Below are 14800 nucleotides of genomic sequence, written 5' to 3'. Positions count from 1 at the left end.
GCGTGGCCTGTGGTCAACCTACCCAACGGCGCGCGTTGTGCCAGAGCTGCATCCACGGGCTGAATTCGCTCTTGTCCAAGCTGGTCCAGCTCATCTGCACGTTGCGGAACACGCGCTCCGGGTGCGGCATCATGGCCGTGAAGCGGCCGTCGGCCGTGGTCACCGCCGTCAAGCCGCCGGGGCTGCCGTTGGGGTTGTACGGATAGGCTTCTGTGGCCGCGCCGTTGTTGTCCACATAGCGCATGGCGGCGATGGCCTTGTCGGCGTTGCCGCGGTACTTGAAGTTGGCATAGCCTTCGCCGTGGGCCACCGCGATGGGCAGACGCATGCCAGCCAAGTCCTTGAAGAACAGGCTGGGCGACTCCAGCACTTCCACCAACGACAGACGAGCCTCGAAACGCTCGCTCTGGTTGGTGGTGAAACGCGGCCAGTCTTGCGCGCCGGGAATGATGTCGGCCAGTTCGGCAAACATCTGGCAACCGTTGCAAACGCCCAGGCCGAAGGTGTCCTGGCGGGCAAAGAAGGCCTTGAACTGGTCGGACAGGCCGTCGTTGAAGGTGATGCTGCGGGCCCAGCCAATGCCGGCCCCCAGGGTGTCGCCGTAGCTAAAGCCACCGCACGCCACCACGCCCTGAAAGTCGGCCAGCTTGGCGCGGCCGGTCTGCAGGTCAGTCATGTGCACATCAAAAGCCTCAAAGCCCGCTTCGGTGAAGGCGTAGGCCATTTCCACATGCGAGTTGACACCCTGCTCGCGCAGCACCGCCACCTTGGGTCGGTTTTTCAACACCGCAGGCGCTACGTTTTTAGTAGCTGCTCGCGCAGATTCCACGAGGGCTAGCGCGCTCTTTGGCAGGTAAACGTGCAGGCCGGGGTCGTTCTCGGCACCGGCGGCGGCGTGCTCTGCGTCGGCACACACGGGGTTGTCGCGCTGCTGGGCGATCTTCCAGCTCACGGCGTCCCAGACCTGGTGCAGGTCGGAGAGCTTGGCGGTGAAGATGCTCTTGGCATCGCGCCAGATTTGCAACTCGCCCTTGCCGGCGTTGGACACGGAAGCCCCCGCGGTAGCGGCATCCGTAGCGGGCCGTGTCTTGCCGATGAAGTGGCTGAACTTGGAGAGGCCATGCTCGCGCAGGGTGGCCATGACGTCCGAGCGCTCAGCGGTGCGCACCTGCAAGACCACGCCCAGTTCTTCGCTGAACAAGGCCTTGAGTGTGGCTTCTTCGCGGCGGGCACCCACCTGCCCTGCCCAGTTTTTGCTGTCGCCCACGTCCATGCGGCTGTCAGAAATGCCGTCACCCTCGGTGACCAGCATGTCCACATTGAGTGCAACACCCACGCGGCCGGCAAAAGCCATCTCAGACACGGTGGCCAACAAGCCGCCATCGCCACGGTCGTGGTATGCCAGCACCTGGCCTTTGGCACGCAATGCGTTCACGGCGTTCACCAGATTCACCAGGTCCTTGGCGTCATCGAGATCGGGCACGGTGTCGCCGACTTGGTCCAGGGTTTGCGCAAGGATGCTGGCGGCCATGCGGTGTTGGCCTTTGCCAAGGTCCACCAGCACCAGCGTGGTGTCCTCAGTGGCATTCAGCTGAGGCGTCAGCGTGCCGCGAACGTCTTGCAGCGTGGCGAATCCGCTCACGATCAGGGACACGGGGGACGTGACCTTTTTGTCGGCTCCAGCATCCTTCCACTGCGTGCGCATGGACAGGCTGTCCTTGCCCACAGGGATGGAAATGCCCAGCGCCGGGCACAGTTCCATGCCCACGGCCTTGACCGTCGCATACAGCGCAGCGTCTTCGCCCGCTTCGCCACAGGCTGCCATCCAGTTAGCAGACAGCTTGACGCGTGGCAGCTCGATGGGGGCGGCCAACAGGTTGGTAATCGCTTCTGCAACGGCCATACGGCCCGATGCGGGCGCGTTCAGCGCCGCCAGCGGTGTGCGTTCGCCCATGGACATGGCTTCACCGGCAAAGCCCTTGAAGTCGGCCAGGGTCACAGCGCAATCGGCTACGGGCACTTGCCAGGGGCCGACCATCTGGTCCCGGTGTGTCAGGCCACCCACGGTGCGGTCGCCAATGGTGATCAGGAAGCGCTTGGAGGCCACCGTGGGATGGGCCAGCACGTCGATCACCGCTTTTTGCAGGTCCACGCCGGTCAGGTCCAGCGGCTTGAACTGGCGAGCTACCGTCTTGACATCGCGGTGCATCTTGGGCGGCTTTCCCAAGAGCACGTTCATGGGCATGTCCACCGGAGACTCGGCACCCTCGTCCACCAGCTGCAGCTGGCGCTCTTCCGTTGCCACGCCAATGACGGCAAACGGGCAACGCTCACGCTCGCACAGCGCCTGGAACTGCTCCAGCGACTCGGGGGCGATGGCCAGCACATAGCGCTCCTGGCTCTCGTTGCACCAGATTTCCTTGGGTGCCATGCCAGACTCTTCGAGCTTCACGGCGCGCAAATCGAACCGCGCGCCACGGCCGGCGTCGTTGGTCAGCTCGGGGAATGCGTTGGACAAACCGCCTGCGCCCACATCGTGGATCGCGAGGATGGGGTTGTGCTCACCCTGCATCCAGCACTGGTTAATCACCTCTTGCGCGCGCCGCTCGATTTCGGGGTTGCCGCGCTGCACCGAGTCAAAGTCCAGCTCGGCGGCGTTGGCGCCGGTGGCCATGGAGCTGGCCGCGCTGCCGCCCATGCCGATGCGCATGCCCGGGCCACCCAGCTGGATCAGCAGGCTGCCAGCGGGGAACTCAATCTTCTGGGTCTGGCCCGCATCGATGACACCCAGACCGCCCGCGATCATGATGGGCTTGTGGTAACCGCGTGCCACGGTGTCCACATCGCTGACCACGGTCTGCTCGTATTCGCGGAAGTAACCCAGCAAGTTCGGCCGGCCGAATTCGTTGTTGAAGGCTGCGCCGCCCAGCGGGCCCTCAACCATGATCTGCAAAGGGCTGGCAATGTGCTCCGGCTTGCCAAATTCACCGCCCCAGAGTTTGGACACGGTAAATCCGGTCAGGCCGGCCTTGGGCTTGGAGCCGCGGCCTGTAGCGCCCTCGTCCCGGATTTCACCGCCTGCGCCGGTGGAGGCGCCGGGGAACGGGGAGATGGCGGTCGGGTGGTTGTGCGTCTCCACCTTCATCAGGATGTGATTCGTCTCGCTACGCTTTTCATAGCTGGCCGCGCTGATTGCACGGGGGCTAGATGCCGATTTGGCTACAAAGCGCTCTACCTGCACACCTTCCATCACGGAGGCGTTGTCCGAGTAGGCCACCAGCATGTACTGCGGGTTCAATTGGTGCGTGTTGCGGATCATGCCGAACATGCTCTTGTCCTGCGCCACGCCGTCGATAGTGAACTGGGCGTTGAAGATCTTGTGGCGGCAGTGCTCGCTGTTGGCCTGCGCAAACATCATCAGCTCCACATCGGTGGGGTTGCGGCCCAGCGTAGTGAATGCGTTGACCAGATAATCGATTTCATCAGCCGCCAGGGCCAAGCCGAACTGCGTGTTGGCCTTGACCAAAGCGTCTTTGCCGCCACCCAGCACGTCCACGTGGTCCATGGGCGCGGGCTGCAGCGCGTTGAACAGCTCTTGTGCCTGGGCCCGGTCCAGCATGGCGCTCTCGGTCATGCGGTCATGCAGCAGCGCGGCAATATTTTGCAGCTCGTCAGCACTCAGCGCGGTCTTGGACAACAGGCCGCTCTTGAGAGTGAGGCGGTATTCCACCAAGCGCTCTACCCGCTTCACGGCCAAGCCGCAGTTGTGGGCAATGTCAGTCGCTTTGGAGGCCCAGGGGCTCACGGTGCCAAAACGGGGACTCACCACAATCGTGGGGCCCTCCGAAGGACCGGTGTACGGATCACCGTGGGTCAACAATGCGGCCAGCTTGTCGGCCAAGGCCTTTTCCAGACCGGTCTCAGTGGCCACCAAATGGACAAAACGGGCAGAAATGCCCGAAATTTTGTCGTGGATGCCCTGCAGTTGCGGCAAAAGCTGTTGGACGCGGAAGTTGCTCAGGGCGTTGCCGCCTTCGAAAGAGGTCAGGTGCAGGGTCACAGTGGTGGCCTAGGAAAGATGAAGCGTCGCCCGGAGGGGCTGGATGGGTGAGCGGCGATTTTAACTGGCTGTGCGGCAGGCCACTGCGCACCAAAAAGCCTTGGCTGCGCGCACAATTTACGCGGGGCGCAAGCCCGCATCGCCAACCGGAGAAAAGTCAGTGGCGCTTCTAAACAAATTTCGCAGTCTTTTTCAGGCACCTACGGCTCCCGCCGCACCTCTGCCCATCGTCGACCCCACCGGTCAGCTGCCAGAGCGGCGCGTGCGCCCGCGGCTTAACGCCCGGCCCGACCTGCGCATTGTGGTGATTGACGACTCTGCCACCGTCTGCGCGGCCTTGCGCAAGATTCTCCAAAGCATCGGGCTGAACGTGCGTATTGCCGGGGATGCTGAAAACGGCCTGGCCATGGTGATGTCCGATCCGCCAGACCTGATTTTTCTGGACATCGTGCTGCCGCAGATGAATGGCTTTTCTGCCCTGCGGGTGCTGCGCCGCAACGCGCTGACACGCGCCATCCCGGTCATCATGATCAGTGGCAATGAGCAGGCCACGGAGCAGTTTTTTGGCAGCGCCATTGGCGCAGACGACTTCATGAAGAAGCCGTTCTCGCGGCTGGAAGTGTTTGAGCGCATCGAACGCCTGCTGGACGAACAGCATGTGCCACGGCGAAAAACCCCCATGACCATGCCTGCGCCGCTGGCGACGTAGGCCGCAGCCGGACACAGGCGGGCGGTCTGGGATAATCTGTCCCCATGACTATCACCTACAAAGACGCCGACGGCATTGCCGGCATGCGCGTGGCGGGCAAGCTGGCCTCCGAAGTGCTCGATTACCTGACGCCATTTGTCAAACCCGGCATCACCACCAATGAGCTGGACAAACTGGCCCACGACTTCATCACCCAGGTGCAAGGCGCCATTCCCGCCCCGCTCAATTACACCGGCGGCGGCAATGTGCCCTACCCCAAGTCCATCTGCACCTCGGTCAACCACCAGGTCTGCCACGGCATCCCCAACGACAAGCAGCTCAAAAAGGGCGACATCGTCAACATCGACGTGACCGTCATCAAGGATGGCTGGCACGGTGACACCAGCCGCATGTTCATGGTGGGCGAAGTCTCCATTGCGGCCAAGCGCCTGTGCGCCATCACTTACGACGCCATGTGGCACGGCATCAAAATGGTCAAACCCGGCATCCACCTGGGTGACATTGGCCACGCGATCCAGAAATTTGCCGAGGGCCAAGGTTTCAGCGTGGTGCGCGAGTTCTGCGGCCATGGCATTGGCCGCATCTTCCACGAAGAGCCGCAGGTGCTGCACTACGGCCGCCCCGGCACGCTGGAAAAACTGGTGGAAGGCATGACCTTCACCATCGAGCCCATGATCAATGCTGGTGGCAAGGACATCAAGGATGGCCCCGAGAAAGACGGGTGGAGCATCGTCACCAAGGACCGTTCGCTCTCCGCCCAGTGGGAGCACACCGTGCTGGTGACGCCCACTGGCTACGAGGTGCTGACGCTCTCCAGTGGCAGCCCGGCCACTCCGGCTTTTGTGACTGCCTGAGTTTCCAACATCCATGACCGAGCTGCAGGCCTTGCGCGCCGAGTACCGCGCGCACAAAGCGCAGTTGCTGCAGACCATTGCAGCCCCCCAATCGACTGGCCGCGCGGTGCGCAAGGTGCTGCAAAGCATGTCCCAGCTCACCGACCGCGTGCTGGAGCGCCTGTGGCAGCACGCGGGGCTTGACAATCCCTTTGCCCTGCTGGCCGTGGGCGGTTTTGGCCGCGGTGAGTTGTTCCCGCATTCCGATGTGGATGTGCTGGTGTTGCTTCCCGATGGCCAGTCGCCTGAGTTCGACCCTGCGCTGCAGAAGAAGATCGAAGCCTTCATTGGCAGTTGTTGGGACGTTGGGCTGGAAATTGGCTCCAGCGTGCGCACCCTGTCTGACTGTCTGGCAGAGGCCAACAAAGACGTGACAGTGCAAACTGCACTTCTGGAATGCCGTTTGATTGCTGGCAACGAAGCTCTGGTGGCCCAGTTTCAGCAAGCTTTTTTTGCCGCCATGGATCCCAAGGCCTTTTATGTGGCCAAAACCTTGGAGCTGCGCCAACGCCACACCAAGTTTGAAGATACGCCCTACTCCCTGGAGCCCAACTGCAAGGAGTCGCCCGGCGGCCTGCGCGACCTGCAAGTGATTTTGTGGGTCGCCAAAGCAGCGGGGTATGGCAATGACTGGGCGGCATTGGCTGCCAGTGGCTTGGCTACCGATTTCGAAATCAAACAAATTCAGCGCAATGAGACCCTGCTGCTACTGATCCGCGCACGCCTGCACCTGATCGCCAACCGCCGTGAAGACCGTCTGATTTTTGACATGCAAACCGCGGTGGCAGAGTCGTTTGGTTATGTCACCTTGGCGCCCGAGGTCGGCAAACGCAATATGGTGCGTGCCAGTGAAGCGCTGATGAAGCGTTACTACTGGGCTGCCAAGGCGGTGACCCAACTCAACCAGATCTTGTTGATGAACATTGAGGAGCGGCTCAACCCCTCCACCCACGCGCCACGCCGCATCAATGACCATTTCAACGACAAGGCTGGCATGATCGAGGTGGCCAGTGACGACTTGTACCGCCGCCATCCACACGCCATTCTGGAAACCTTCCTCATCTACCAGACCACGGTCGGGGTCAAAGGCTTGTCGGCCCGCACCTTGCGCGCACTCTACAACGCACGTGACCTGATGGACGCCAAGTTCCGCAGCGACCCTGTGAACCGCGCCACCTTCTTGCAGATCCTGCAATCCCCGGAGGGCATTACCCATGCCATGCGGCTGATGAACCAGACCTCGGTGCTGGGGCGCTACCTCTGGGTGTTCCGCAAGATCGTGGGCCAGATGCAGCATGACCTGTTTCACGTCTATACCGTGGACCAGCACATCCTGATGGTGCTGCGCAACGCGCGGCGCTTTTTCATGGTGGAGCATGCGCACGAATACCCGTTCTGCTCGCAGCTGGCTTCGGGCTGGGACAAGCCCTGGATTTTGTACGTGGCCGCGCTCTTCCACGACATTGCCAAAGGCCGCGGGGGCGACCATTCGGAGCTGGGCATTTTGGAAGCCCGGCGCTTCTGCAAGCAGCACGGTATCGCCGCTGAGGATGCCCAACTCATCGAGTTTTTGGTGGGCGAACATCTGACCATGAGCCGGATCGCGCAGAAGTCTGATTTGTCCGACCCGGAGGTCATTTCAGGCTTCGCCAAGCGCGTGGGCAACGAGCGTTACCTGACGGCTCTCTACCTGCTGACGGTGGCCGATATCCGCGGCACCAGCCCCAAAGTGTGGAACGCTTGGAAGGGCAAGCTGCTGGAAGACCTCTACAAATACACCGCGCGGGCGCTGGGTGGGCGCGCCCCGGATGCCGACGCCGAAGTGGAGCTGCGCAAGCGCGAAGCGCTGGTGATGGTGGCCCTGTACGCCATGCCGTTTGAGGCACACAAGCCACTGTGGGACACACTGGACGTGAGCTACTTCATGCGCCATGACGCAGCAGACATCGCCTGGCACACCAAGCAATTGTCCCGCCACGTCGGCACCGATCAGCCCGTCGTCCGAGCCCGTCGCTCCCCCGTGGGTGAAGGCCTGCAGGTGCTGGTGTACACGCAAGACCAACCCGACTTGTTCGCCCGCATCTGCGGCTACTTTGACCAAGGCGGCTTCAGTATTCTGGATGCGCGCATCCACACCACCCAACAAGGCTACGCGCTGGACACATTTCAGATCGTCACCTCAGCGGACATGGACGAGCACTACCGGGAAACCACCAGCCTGCTCGAAACCGGCCTGGCCCAGGCCATTGCCGAAGCCGGCCCCCTCCCCGCACCCAGCCGCGGCAGGGTGTCCCGTCGCGTTAAAAGCTTTCCGATTGCGCCTCGCGTGTCGCTCAAACCTGATGAAAAAGCCCAGCGTTGGCTGCTGAATATCTCTGCCAGCGACCGCCTGGGCCTGCTCTACAGCGTAGCCCGCGTGCTCGCTCGTCACAACATTGTGGTGCAGCTCGCCAAGGTGGCGACGCTGGGTGAGCGGGTGGAAGATACCTTCCTGATCCACGGCTCGCAGCTTCAGCACAACCGCGCCCAGATCGATATCGAAACCGAGTTGCTGGACGTTCTCAAAGCCTAGGTACTTCGGGCGTGCCGTATACGCAGGCGCGCATCCGACCATTGTTTTTTGCAGCGTACAGCGCCTTGTCCGCTTGGGCAAACAGTGCGGCTACGCCCTCTGCATGCAACTCAGACCAGCTGGCAATACCAATGCTGACGGTTACTACCGGCGCTGTGGGCGAGCTTTCATGCACCAGCGCCAAGGCGGCCAAGGCTCTCATCAATTTGTCGGCCATGGCGCGCGCACCAGCCACATCGGTGTCGGGCAGCAGCAATGCAAACTCCTCGCCTCCTACCCGCGCAGGCAAATCCTGCTTTCGGCAAGAGGCGCGCAGCAACGCACCCAGCTGGCGCAGCACCGAATCCCCCTCCGGGTGCCCGTAGCGGTCGTTGTAAAGTTTGAAGTGGTCAACATCCACCAACAGCAAGGAAAATGGTTCGGCGCGACGCCCCAACCTCACCAACTCATGGTCCAAGCGTTCGTCAAACTGCCGGCGGTTCGCAATCCCAGTCAAGGCGTCGGTGCTGGATAACGTCTCCAGGACCTCCACTTGCTGTCGCAGAACCGCCAACAATCCATTGATGCCGTGGGTTAAAGCGCCGATTTCATCCGGGCGGTCATAGACCAGCGTCTGGCCCCAATGGCGGGTGGCGCTAATCTGGGCCAGGTCCGCCCGCAGGCGTGCAATCGGGCGCACCAGCCACCAATGCACGGTGAGCAGCAGCACCAGTCCCGTGGCCAGCGCAACGACTGCCAGTTGCACCAAAACATCTTGGATAACGCGCTGGCCTTGTGCCATCAATTTGCGATCCATCTGAATACGCACCCAGGAGAGTGGTTTTCCGTTCAGGTCTTGCAACAGGTACTGCATGGCGATGGCATCGGCAGCGAACTGCACCTGCAATGCGTTATCGGGCAAATACTGGAAGGCCGGCAACTGCCAGGTCATCCCAGGGGGAACGGGCGCAAGATTGGCGCCCAGTTGCTCCAGGGTGAAAGTGGCTCCTGCGTATTGCGCCATTGTTTCAAGTGTGCGGGCATCCAGTTCACGGGCCATCACCACGGCCCCCATCGAGGGGCCCTTGCCATTGCTTTGCACGATGTTGGTCCAGCAGACCGCACTCAGTGTGTAGGCCACGCGCTCCAGCCCACATTCGGTTCGGCCAAGTTCCGTGGGGGAATTGGCCCACCGCTGACGCAAGGGTTCAGCAAGGTCTTCGGCCCGCGGCTGCGCGCCACCACTGAAGGGCCGGGCACCAAAACCTGCCACGCGATGTTGTCTATCCATCAGCAAAATGGCATGCAGATTGGAGCTTTGCATGGCCTCAGGTCCGATATTGCTGCGCTCGAACACCGGATCTGGGCGCTGCATGTGGTGGTACAGCTCATCCCAAAAAGCCCAGTCGCGGTTCAAACTGCTGACGCCCGCCATTTGCTGATCAAACACCCTGACCACACGCTTGGCACTGTCTTGGGCGAAGTCGCGCTCCATGCGGTCAAAAGTAGGCAACAAACTGCTGCGCATCAACAGCAGACCCAGGCTGCCCATGGAACCAAACACGAGGGCGAAAACGATCACGATCCGAGGACCAATGCCCAAGCCAGCCAACCGGGTGCGATCAGGCTCGCTCATTGGGGGAACCAAACGTCTGTCATGGTGCGGCCAGCTTACCGCTGAATGCCTTAACGCGCCACCCAACAGCCCAAGAATTAGAGTTTTTTAACGCTCTAGAGCCCATGGAATATGCGCAATCAGCTATACATTCAATAGCAAACAAGCGGATCAATCGTCTTCTGCAGCCGCTATTCCGGGAAACAGCACCTCGGTGTACCCAAACTGGCTGAAGTCGCGCATGCGCATGGGATAGAGCTTGCCCCAGAGGTGGTCACACTCGTGCTGCACCACGCGGGCATGGAAGCCCTCTACCGTACGGTCAATGGGGTCGCCGTATTGGTCAAATCCGGTGTAACGAATCTGCAACCAGCGCGGCACCAGGCCCCTTAAACCCGGCACCGACAAACAGCCTTCCCAATCACTCGCTTCAGCTTCACCCAGCGGTGTGATGATGGGGTTGCACAACACCGTGGGCGGCACGATGGGGCGATCCGGGTAGCGTGGGTTGCGCTCGTTGGAGCCAAAGATCACGACTTGCAGGTCCACACCGATCTGCGGCGCCGCAAGCCCGGCACCGTTGGCCGCCCGCATGGTGTCCAGCAAGTCAGTGATCAGCAGGTGCAGCGCATCGCTGTCAAAGTCTGTCACCGGCTGCGCGGTGCGCAGCAAGCGCGGATCACCCATTCTCAAGATTTCACGTACGGTCACGGTTGTTTCCTCGGTCTGGCTGTGAGAGTCATCAGGACTGGATAGCCGGAACGGCACGCCAAGGCTCACCCGTCACCAAGCGCCAAGCATTGCCATAGGCAATTTGGTGGCGGCTGCGCTCACTCAGCGCATCCAGAATCAGGCTCCGCAGGCGCTGGATGTTGCGGGTGTATTCCTGCTCTACAGGCGGACGGTAGTCACTAGCGGCCAGAAACCGGTCGGCATGTTGCTCCAGCAATGCCTGCCAACGCGGGTCGAGTCGGCCCTCGCGAAACAAGGTCGAATCCCGCTCTCCCGACGGCTGGTAGATATGCTCTGGCGCTGGTACGGCAAGATCCCAATGCAGGCCCGGGTAGCGTTCGATCAGGGCACGCACATAGTCGGGGGAATAGCCCGTTGCACGCTGACCGTAGCGCACCATGCCCGCGTGGCACCAGATAAGGCGGGCCTTGGGATAGCGGGCGAGCATGGATTCGAGCACCGGCAGGAGGCGGTCCTCGATTTCATAGTGAAGCTGAAATGCCACGCCGGTGTCTTCGCTGAGCTGGAACAGGGAATGGCCCGCAGGTCCATCCAGCGCAATGGTGATATCGCGAAATGTCTGGCCAGCTGCAACCTGTTCGGGCGAGGGGTAATGGCGAAACTCGTGCTCACCCATCAAGAAATACCGGCCACTTTGCAATTCCTTGCGGACCCCGGACAAAAATGCCTGGGGATCATTCCACCACCTTGGAAATTCTCCGCTGTTGCTGGTGGGGATGAAGTACTCGGGATAGTCCCGGTGCAGGTCCAGCGCGGATTGGCTGTTGGCCGCGTTGGCCGGTGCAAACGCAATCTGCGCCACGTCCAGTGCGTCCATGCGCTCGATCAGGTAAGCAATATTGGTACGACCGGCGACATAGGTAGCTTCGATATCGATCAGGGGCAGGCGTTGCCGGTCCAATATGCGCTGGATACGCCCACGCCAGCCGAGGATGGATGCCTCACGCCCTGCACCTTGTGCCAGCGACACGCCAGGCCAAGCCAACGTCACATTTGCGAGCGCGACGCCCGCTGCCGCCAGCAAGTAGCGACGGCGGTTCATGGCTTGGGTGCATCCCCATCGCAGGAGACCAACGCCAACATGGCCAGCTCATCCAGCACCGGCACACCCAGTTCCTGCGCCTTATCCAGCTTGCTGCCGGCCTCTGCGCCAGCCACCACATAGCTGGTTTTCTTGCTGACTGACCCGGCCACCTTGGCGCCAGCGGCTTCCAGCAGGTCTTTGGCCTGGTCGCGGCTCAGCGTGGGGAAGGTGCCGGTCAGCACAAAGGTCTTGCCGGCCAGCGGCTTGGGCGCTTGGGCCGCGGCTTCGCCCTCCTCCCACGTCACGCCGCATGCGCGCAACTGTTCCACCACCTCGCGGTTGTGCGGTTGGGCAAAGAAGGTATGCAGGCTTTTCGCGACGATGGGGCCAACGTCGTTCACCGCCAGCAGTTGTTCTTCGCTCGCGTCCATGATGGCGTCGAGTGTGCCGAAGTGGCGCGCGAGGTCCTTCGCCGTCGCCTCTCCGATGTGGCGGATGCCCAGGCCGAACAGGAAACGCGGCAGCGTGGTCTGTTTGGACTTTTCCAGCGCGTCGACAATATTCTGGGCTGACTTCTCAGCCATGCGCTCCAGCGCGGCCAAGGTGCTCAGGCCCAGTTTGTAGAGGTCGGGCAGCGTGCGGATGGTGTTGCTCTCCACCAGCTGGTCCACCAGTTTTTCACCCAAGCCTTCCACCTCCACCGCGCGGCGCTGGGCATAGTGCAGGATGGCCTGCTTGCGCTGGGCCGGGCAGAACAGGCCGCCGCTGCAGCGGTGGTTCATCTCGGTCTTTTCGCGCACCACTTGGCTGCCGCAGATGGGACAGGTGCGTGGCATGCGGAAGTTGGGCACATACGCAGGCCGCACGGTAGCCACCACCCCCACGACTTCGGGAATCACATCACCCGCGCGGCGCACGATCACACGGTCGCCCACACGCGCCTTCTTGCGCCGCAGCTCAAACAGGTTATGCAGCGTCGCATTGCTGACCGTGGTGCCGCCCACAAACACCGGCTCCAGACGCGCCACCGGCGTCAGCTTGCCAGTGCGGCCCACCTGCACGTCGATGCCCAACACCGTGGTGATCTGCTCCTGCGCCGGATACTTGTGCGCCACGGCCCAGCGGGGCTCGCGCGTCACAAAACCCAGCTGGCGCTGCAGTGCCAGGCTGTTGACCTTGTAGACCACCCCGTCAATGTCGTACGGCAACTGGTCGCGCGCGGCACCGATGCGCTGGTGATACGCTACCAATTCAGGAGCACCTTGCGCAGTATCCACCTGGGCTGCGACCGGAAAACCCCATGTTTTGAGGGTTTGCAGCATGGCGTAATGGGTAGAGAACGCCGGACCACCCTGCTCCGCTGGCGTCACCTCGCCCAGGCCGTAGGCAAAGAAGCTCAGCGGGCGCTGCGCCGCGATGCCGGGGTCCAGCTGGCGCACAGCACCGGCCGCCGCGTTGCGCGGGTTCACAAAGGTCTTTTCACCCTTATCGCGCTGCTTCTCGTTCATGGCCTCGAAGTCGTCGCGCCGAATATAGACCTCGCCGCGCACTTCCAGCACAGGGGGCACGCCATCGCCTTGGAGCCTGAGGGGAATCTGGCCAATCGTGCGGATGTTCTGCGTCACGTCTTCTCCGTATTCGCCATCCCCGCGTGTTGCCGCTTGCACCAGCACGCCCTGCTCGTAGCGCAGGCTCATCGCCAGGCCGTCGAACTTGAGTTCGGTCACGTAATCCACGGGCGCATCGGCGTCCGTCAACTCCAGCTCCTTGCGCACGCGGGCGTCAAAGGCTTCAGCGCCGGTGGACTCGGTATCCGTCTCTGTGCGGATGCTGAGCATGGGCACCACATGGCGCACGGTGGCAAACGCATCCAACGGCTTGCCGCCCACACGCTGGGTGGGCGAATCGGGTGTCAGCCATTCGGGGTGCGCCGCCTCCAGCGCCTGCAACTCGCGGAACAGGCGGTCGTACTCCGCATCGGGAATTTGCGGCTCGTCCAGCACATAGTACTGGTGCGCGTGGTGGTGCAGCTGGGCGCGCAGCGCCAGCAGGCGGTCGTGGTCTGATGGAGGGGCCGGCATAGCCGACTCAGAAGAAAACAAGTCCAGCGTAGCCATGGGATGCGGGGCGTTTTAGCTGAAGAGGCGGCGTGCCAGCGGCGAACCGGCGGCCAAGTCACGCTGCTCCAGCGTGTCGTAGAGGGTTTGCAACTCGGTACCGATCACGTCCATGGTCTGCGCTGCCAGCGGCTGGCCGTTGTCGTCAGTGACCACGCCTTCCATGGCCTGCGCCAGCGCTGCGGCGGACTCACGCATGCGCTCAAACGCATGTTCAGCCCGGTCCACCTGCGCCACATCCAGATGCAGGCTGATGTCGCGGATGGCCGATTGGGCAGGGTCGTCAGCCAGCGCGGCCTGCGAGTCAAAGCCCAGCACCAGCATCGGTGGCAAGCCTTCTTGCGACGCGGGCAGCACCATGCGCCCTGGAATCACACCAGGCACAAAGCCCAGGCGCGCGGCGTTTTGGTGGATGTAGCCCGGGCTCCACGACGCATTGCGCGCGCGGATGGTGAAGCCCAGCTGCGCATCGTGCGCACTGGCAAATTGGTCCAGCTCACGGGCGCGGGCCACTTCGTCCAACATCTCGGGAAAATCGGGCGTGGCGTTGATGGCGTCGGCAAAGGCCTGGGTCTTGACTACGAATTCGGAGTACTCGATCTCATTGAGCGCGCCAGAGCGGTTGGCCAATTGCACACCGGCCTGGAAGCCTCCATAACGCTGACCAGGCATGGGAGCTTCCCACACCAAGGTGTGCAGGTTGTAGCCTTCAACGGAGAAAGGCTTGGTGCCTGCACGACGCGTGCTGGGCAAGGCCGCCAATGCCGCTTCACCTGACACCGCAGGCACGCTGGGGTCCAGCGCCACGGTGGCAATCACGTCGATAAGAGAGTCCATCACCGGCCGACGAGGGAGCTGAGGCAGTGAGAAGGCAGGCGTGTCGAGTCCGCTGTCGGACAAGGTGGGCTCTTGATCCGCCGGGCTGGGCGTATCTTGCGTTGGCTCCGGTTGCGCCTGGCGCGGAGCATTGCGCCGTGAGGTCCAGGCACTGTGGGCCACCACGCCGGCGAGCACGATGCCGCCTGCGATGGCCAGTCCGAGTTGTAAGTTGCTCATCGTTCCAATTGTGTGGGGTTTG

Annotated in this window: 9 protein-coding genes; 3 read left to right on the top strand and 6 right to left on the bottom strand. The window is 62.2% G+C overall.

Features of this window, described 5'->3' with window-relative positions:
- Window positions 1–13 precede the first annotated feature (13 nt).
- Window positions 14–4060: a phosphoribosylformylglycinamidine synthase gene (gene purL / locus U5O12_RS13955; protein WP_322579225.1), complete on the bottom strand. Its 4047-nt coding sequence runs from the start codon at window positions 4058–4060 to the stop codon at window positions 14–16.
- Between the two features lie 160 nt (window positions 4061–4220).
- On the opposite strand from purL, the gene U5O12_RS13950 reads away from it, so the two are divergent.
- Genes U5O12_RS13950 through U5O12_RS13940 form a run of 3 tightly spaced genes read left to right on the top strand, consistent with a single transcriptional unit; the run spans window position 4221 to window position 8234 of the window.
- Entirely contained in the window at window positions 4221–4769 is a 549-nt protein-coding gene (locus U5O12_RS13950) for a response regulator (RefSeq protein ID WP_322579224.1), read from the top strand.
- A gap of 44 nt (window positions 4770–4813) precedes the next feature.
- The gene (gene map, locus U5O12_RS13945; RefSeq protein WP_322579223.1) at window positions 4814–5623 is read left to right on the top strand and encodes a type I methionyl aminopeptidase; all 810 of its coding nucleotides are present in this window, start codon (window positions 4814–4816) and stop codon (window positions 5621–5623) included.
- A 13-nt stretch (window positions 5624–5636) separates the two neighbouring features.
- Window positions 5637–8234, top strand: coding sequence for a [protein-PII] uridylyltransferase (locus tag U5O12_RS13940; RefSeq protein ID WP_322579222.1), 2598 nt, complete (start codon window positions 5637–5639; stop codon window positions 8232–8234).
- Here U5O12_RS13940 and U5O12_RS13935 read toward each other — a convergent pair.
- The 5 genes from U5O12_RS13935 to U5O12_RS13915 all read right to left on the bottom strand — a co-directional run bounded on the left by U5O12_RS13935 (window position 8224) and on the right by U5O12_RS13915 (window position 14778).
- Window positions 8224–9849 carry a diguanylate cyclase domain-containing protein gene (locus U5O12_RS13935; RefSeq protein WP_322579221.1) on the bottom strand — a complete coding sequence of 542 codons (1626 nt, stop codon included), beginning with the start codon at window positions 9847–9849 and terminating at the stop codon, window positions 8224–8226. The two genes, U5O12_RS13940 and U5O12_RS13935, sit on opposite strands and share 11 nt — an antisense overlap.
- Before the next feature lie 150 nt (window positions 9850–9999).
- Window positions 10000–10539 carry a peptide deformylase gene (gene def, locus U5O12_RS13930; RefSeq protein ID WP_322579220.1) on the bottom strand — a complete coding sequence of 180 codons (540 nt, stop codon included), beginning with the start codon at window positions 10537–10539 and terminating at the stop codon, window positions 10000–10002.
- Between the two features lie 31 nt (window positions 10540–10570).
- Window positions 10571–11623: an amidohydrolase family protein gene (locus U5O12_RS13925; RefSeq protein WP_322579219.1), complete on the bottom strand. Its 1053-nt coding sequence runs from the start codon at window positions 11621–11623 to the stop codon at window positions 10571–10573.
- Window positions 11620–13722, bottom strand: coding sequence for an NAD-dependent DNA ligase LigA (ligA, locus tag U5O12_RS13920; RefSeq protein ID WP_416221492.1), 2103 nt, complete (start codon window positions 13720–13722; stop codon window positions 11620–11622). Before ligA ends, U5O12_RS13925 begins: the two co-directional genes overlap by 4 nt.
- Before the next feature lie 15 nt (window positions 13723–13737).
- Entirely contained in the window at window positions 13738–14778 is a 1041-nt protein-coding gene (locus tag U5O12_RS13915) for a cell division protein ZipA C-terminal FtsZ-binding domain-containing protein (protein WP_322579218.1), read from the bottom strand.
- Window positions 14779–14800: the final 22 nt, after the last annotated feature.

The organism is Rhodoferax sp., from assembly GCF_034519335.1.
Classification (GTDB): Bacteria; Pseudomonadota; Gammaproteobacteria; order Burkholderiales; family Burkholderiaceae_C; genus Allorhodoferax.
Note: the sequence above shows the minus strand (reverse complement) of the source record. Positions and strands in the feature narration are given on the sequence as shown.

What these genes read in the sequence shown, in the direction of transcription:
- U5O12_RS13915 (WP_322579218.1), bottom strand. Translation starts at nt 14,778, where the DNA reads ATGAGCAACTTACAACTCGGACTGGCCATCGCAGGCGGCATCGTGCTC.
- U5O12_RS13940 (WP_322579222.1), top strand. Translation starts at nt 5,637, where the DNA reads ATGACCGAGCTGCAGGCCTTGCGCGCCGAGTACCGCGCGCACAAAGCG.
- map (WP_322579223.1), top strand. Translation starts at nt 4,814, where the DNA reads ATGACTATCACCTACAAAGACGCCGACGGCATTGCCGGCATGCGCGTG.
- ligA (WP_416221492.1), bottom strand. Translation starts at nt 13,722, where the DNA reads ATGGCTACGCTGGACTTGTTTTCTTCTGAGTCGGCTATGCCGGCCCCT.
- U5O12_RS13935 (WP_322579221.1), bottom strand. Translation starts at nt 9,849, where the DNA reads ATGAGCGAGCCTGATCGCACCCGGTTGGCTGGCTTGGGCATTGGTCCT.
- U5O12_RS13925 (WP_322579219.1), bottom strand. Translation starts at nt 11,623, where the DNA reads ATGAACCGCCGTCGCTACTTGCTGGCGGCAGCGGGCGTCGCGCTCGCA.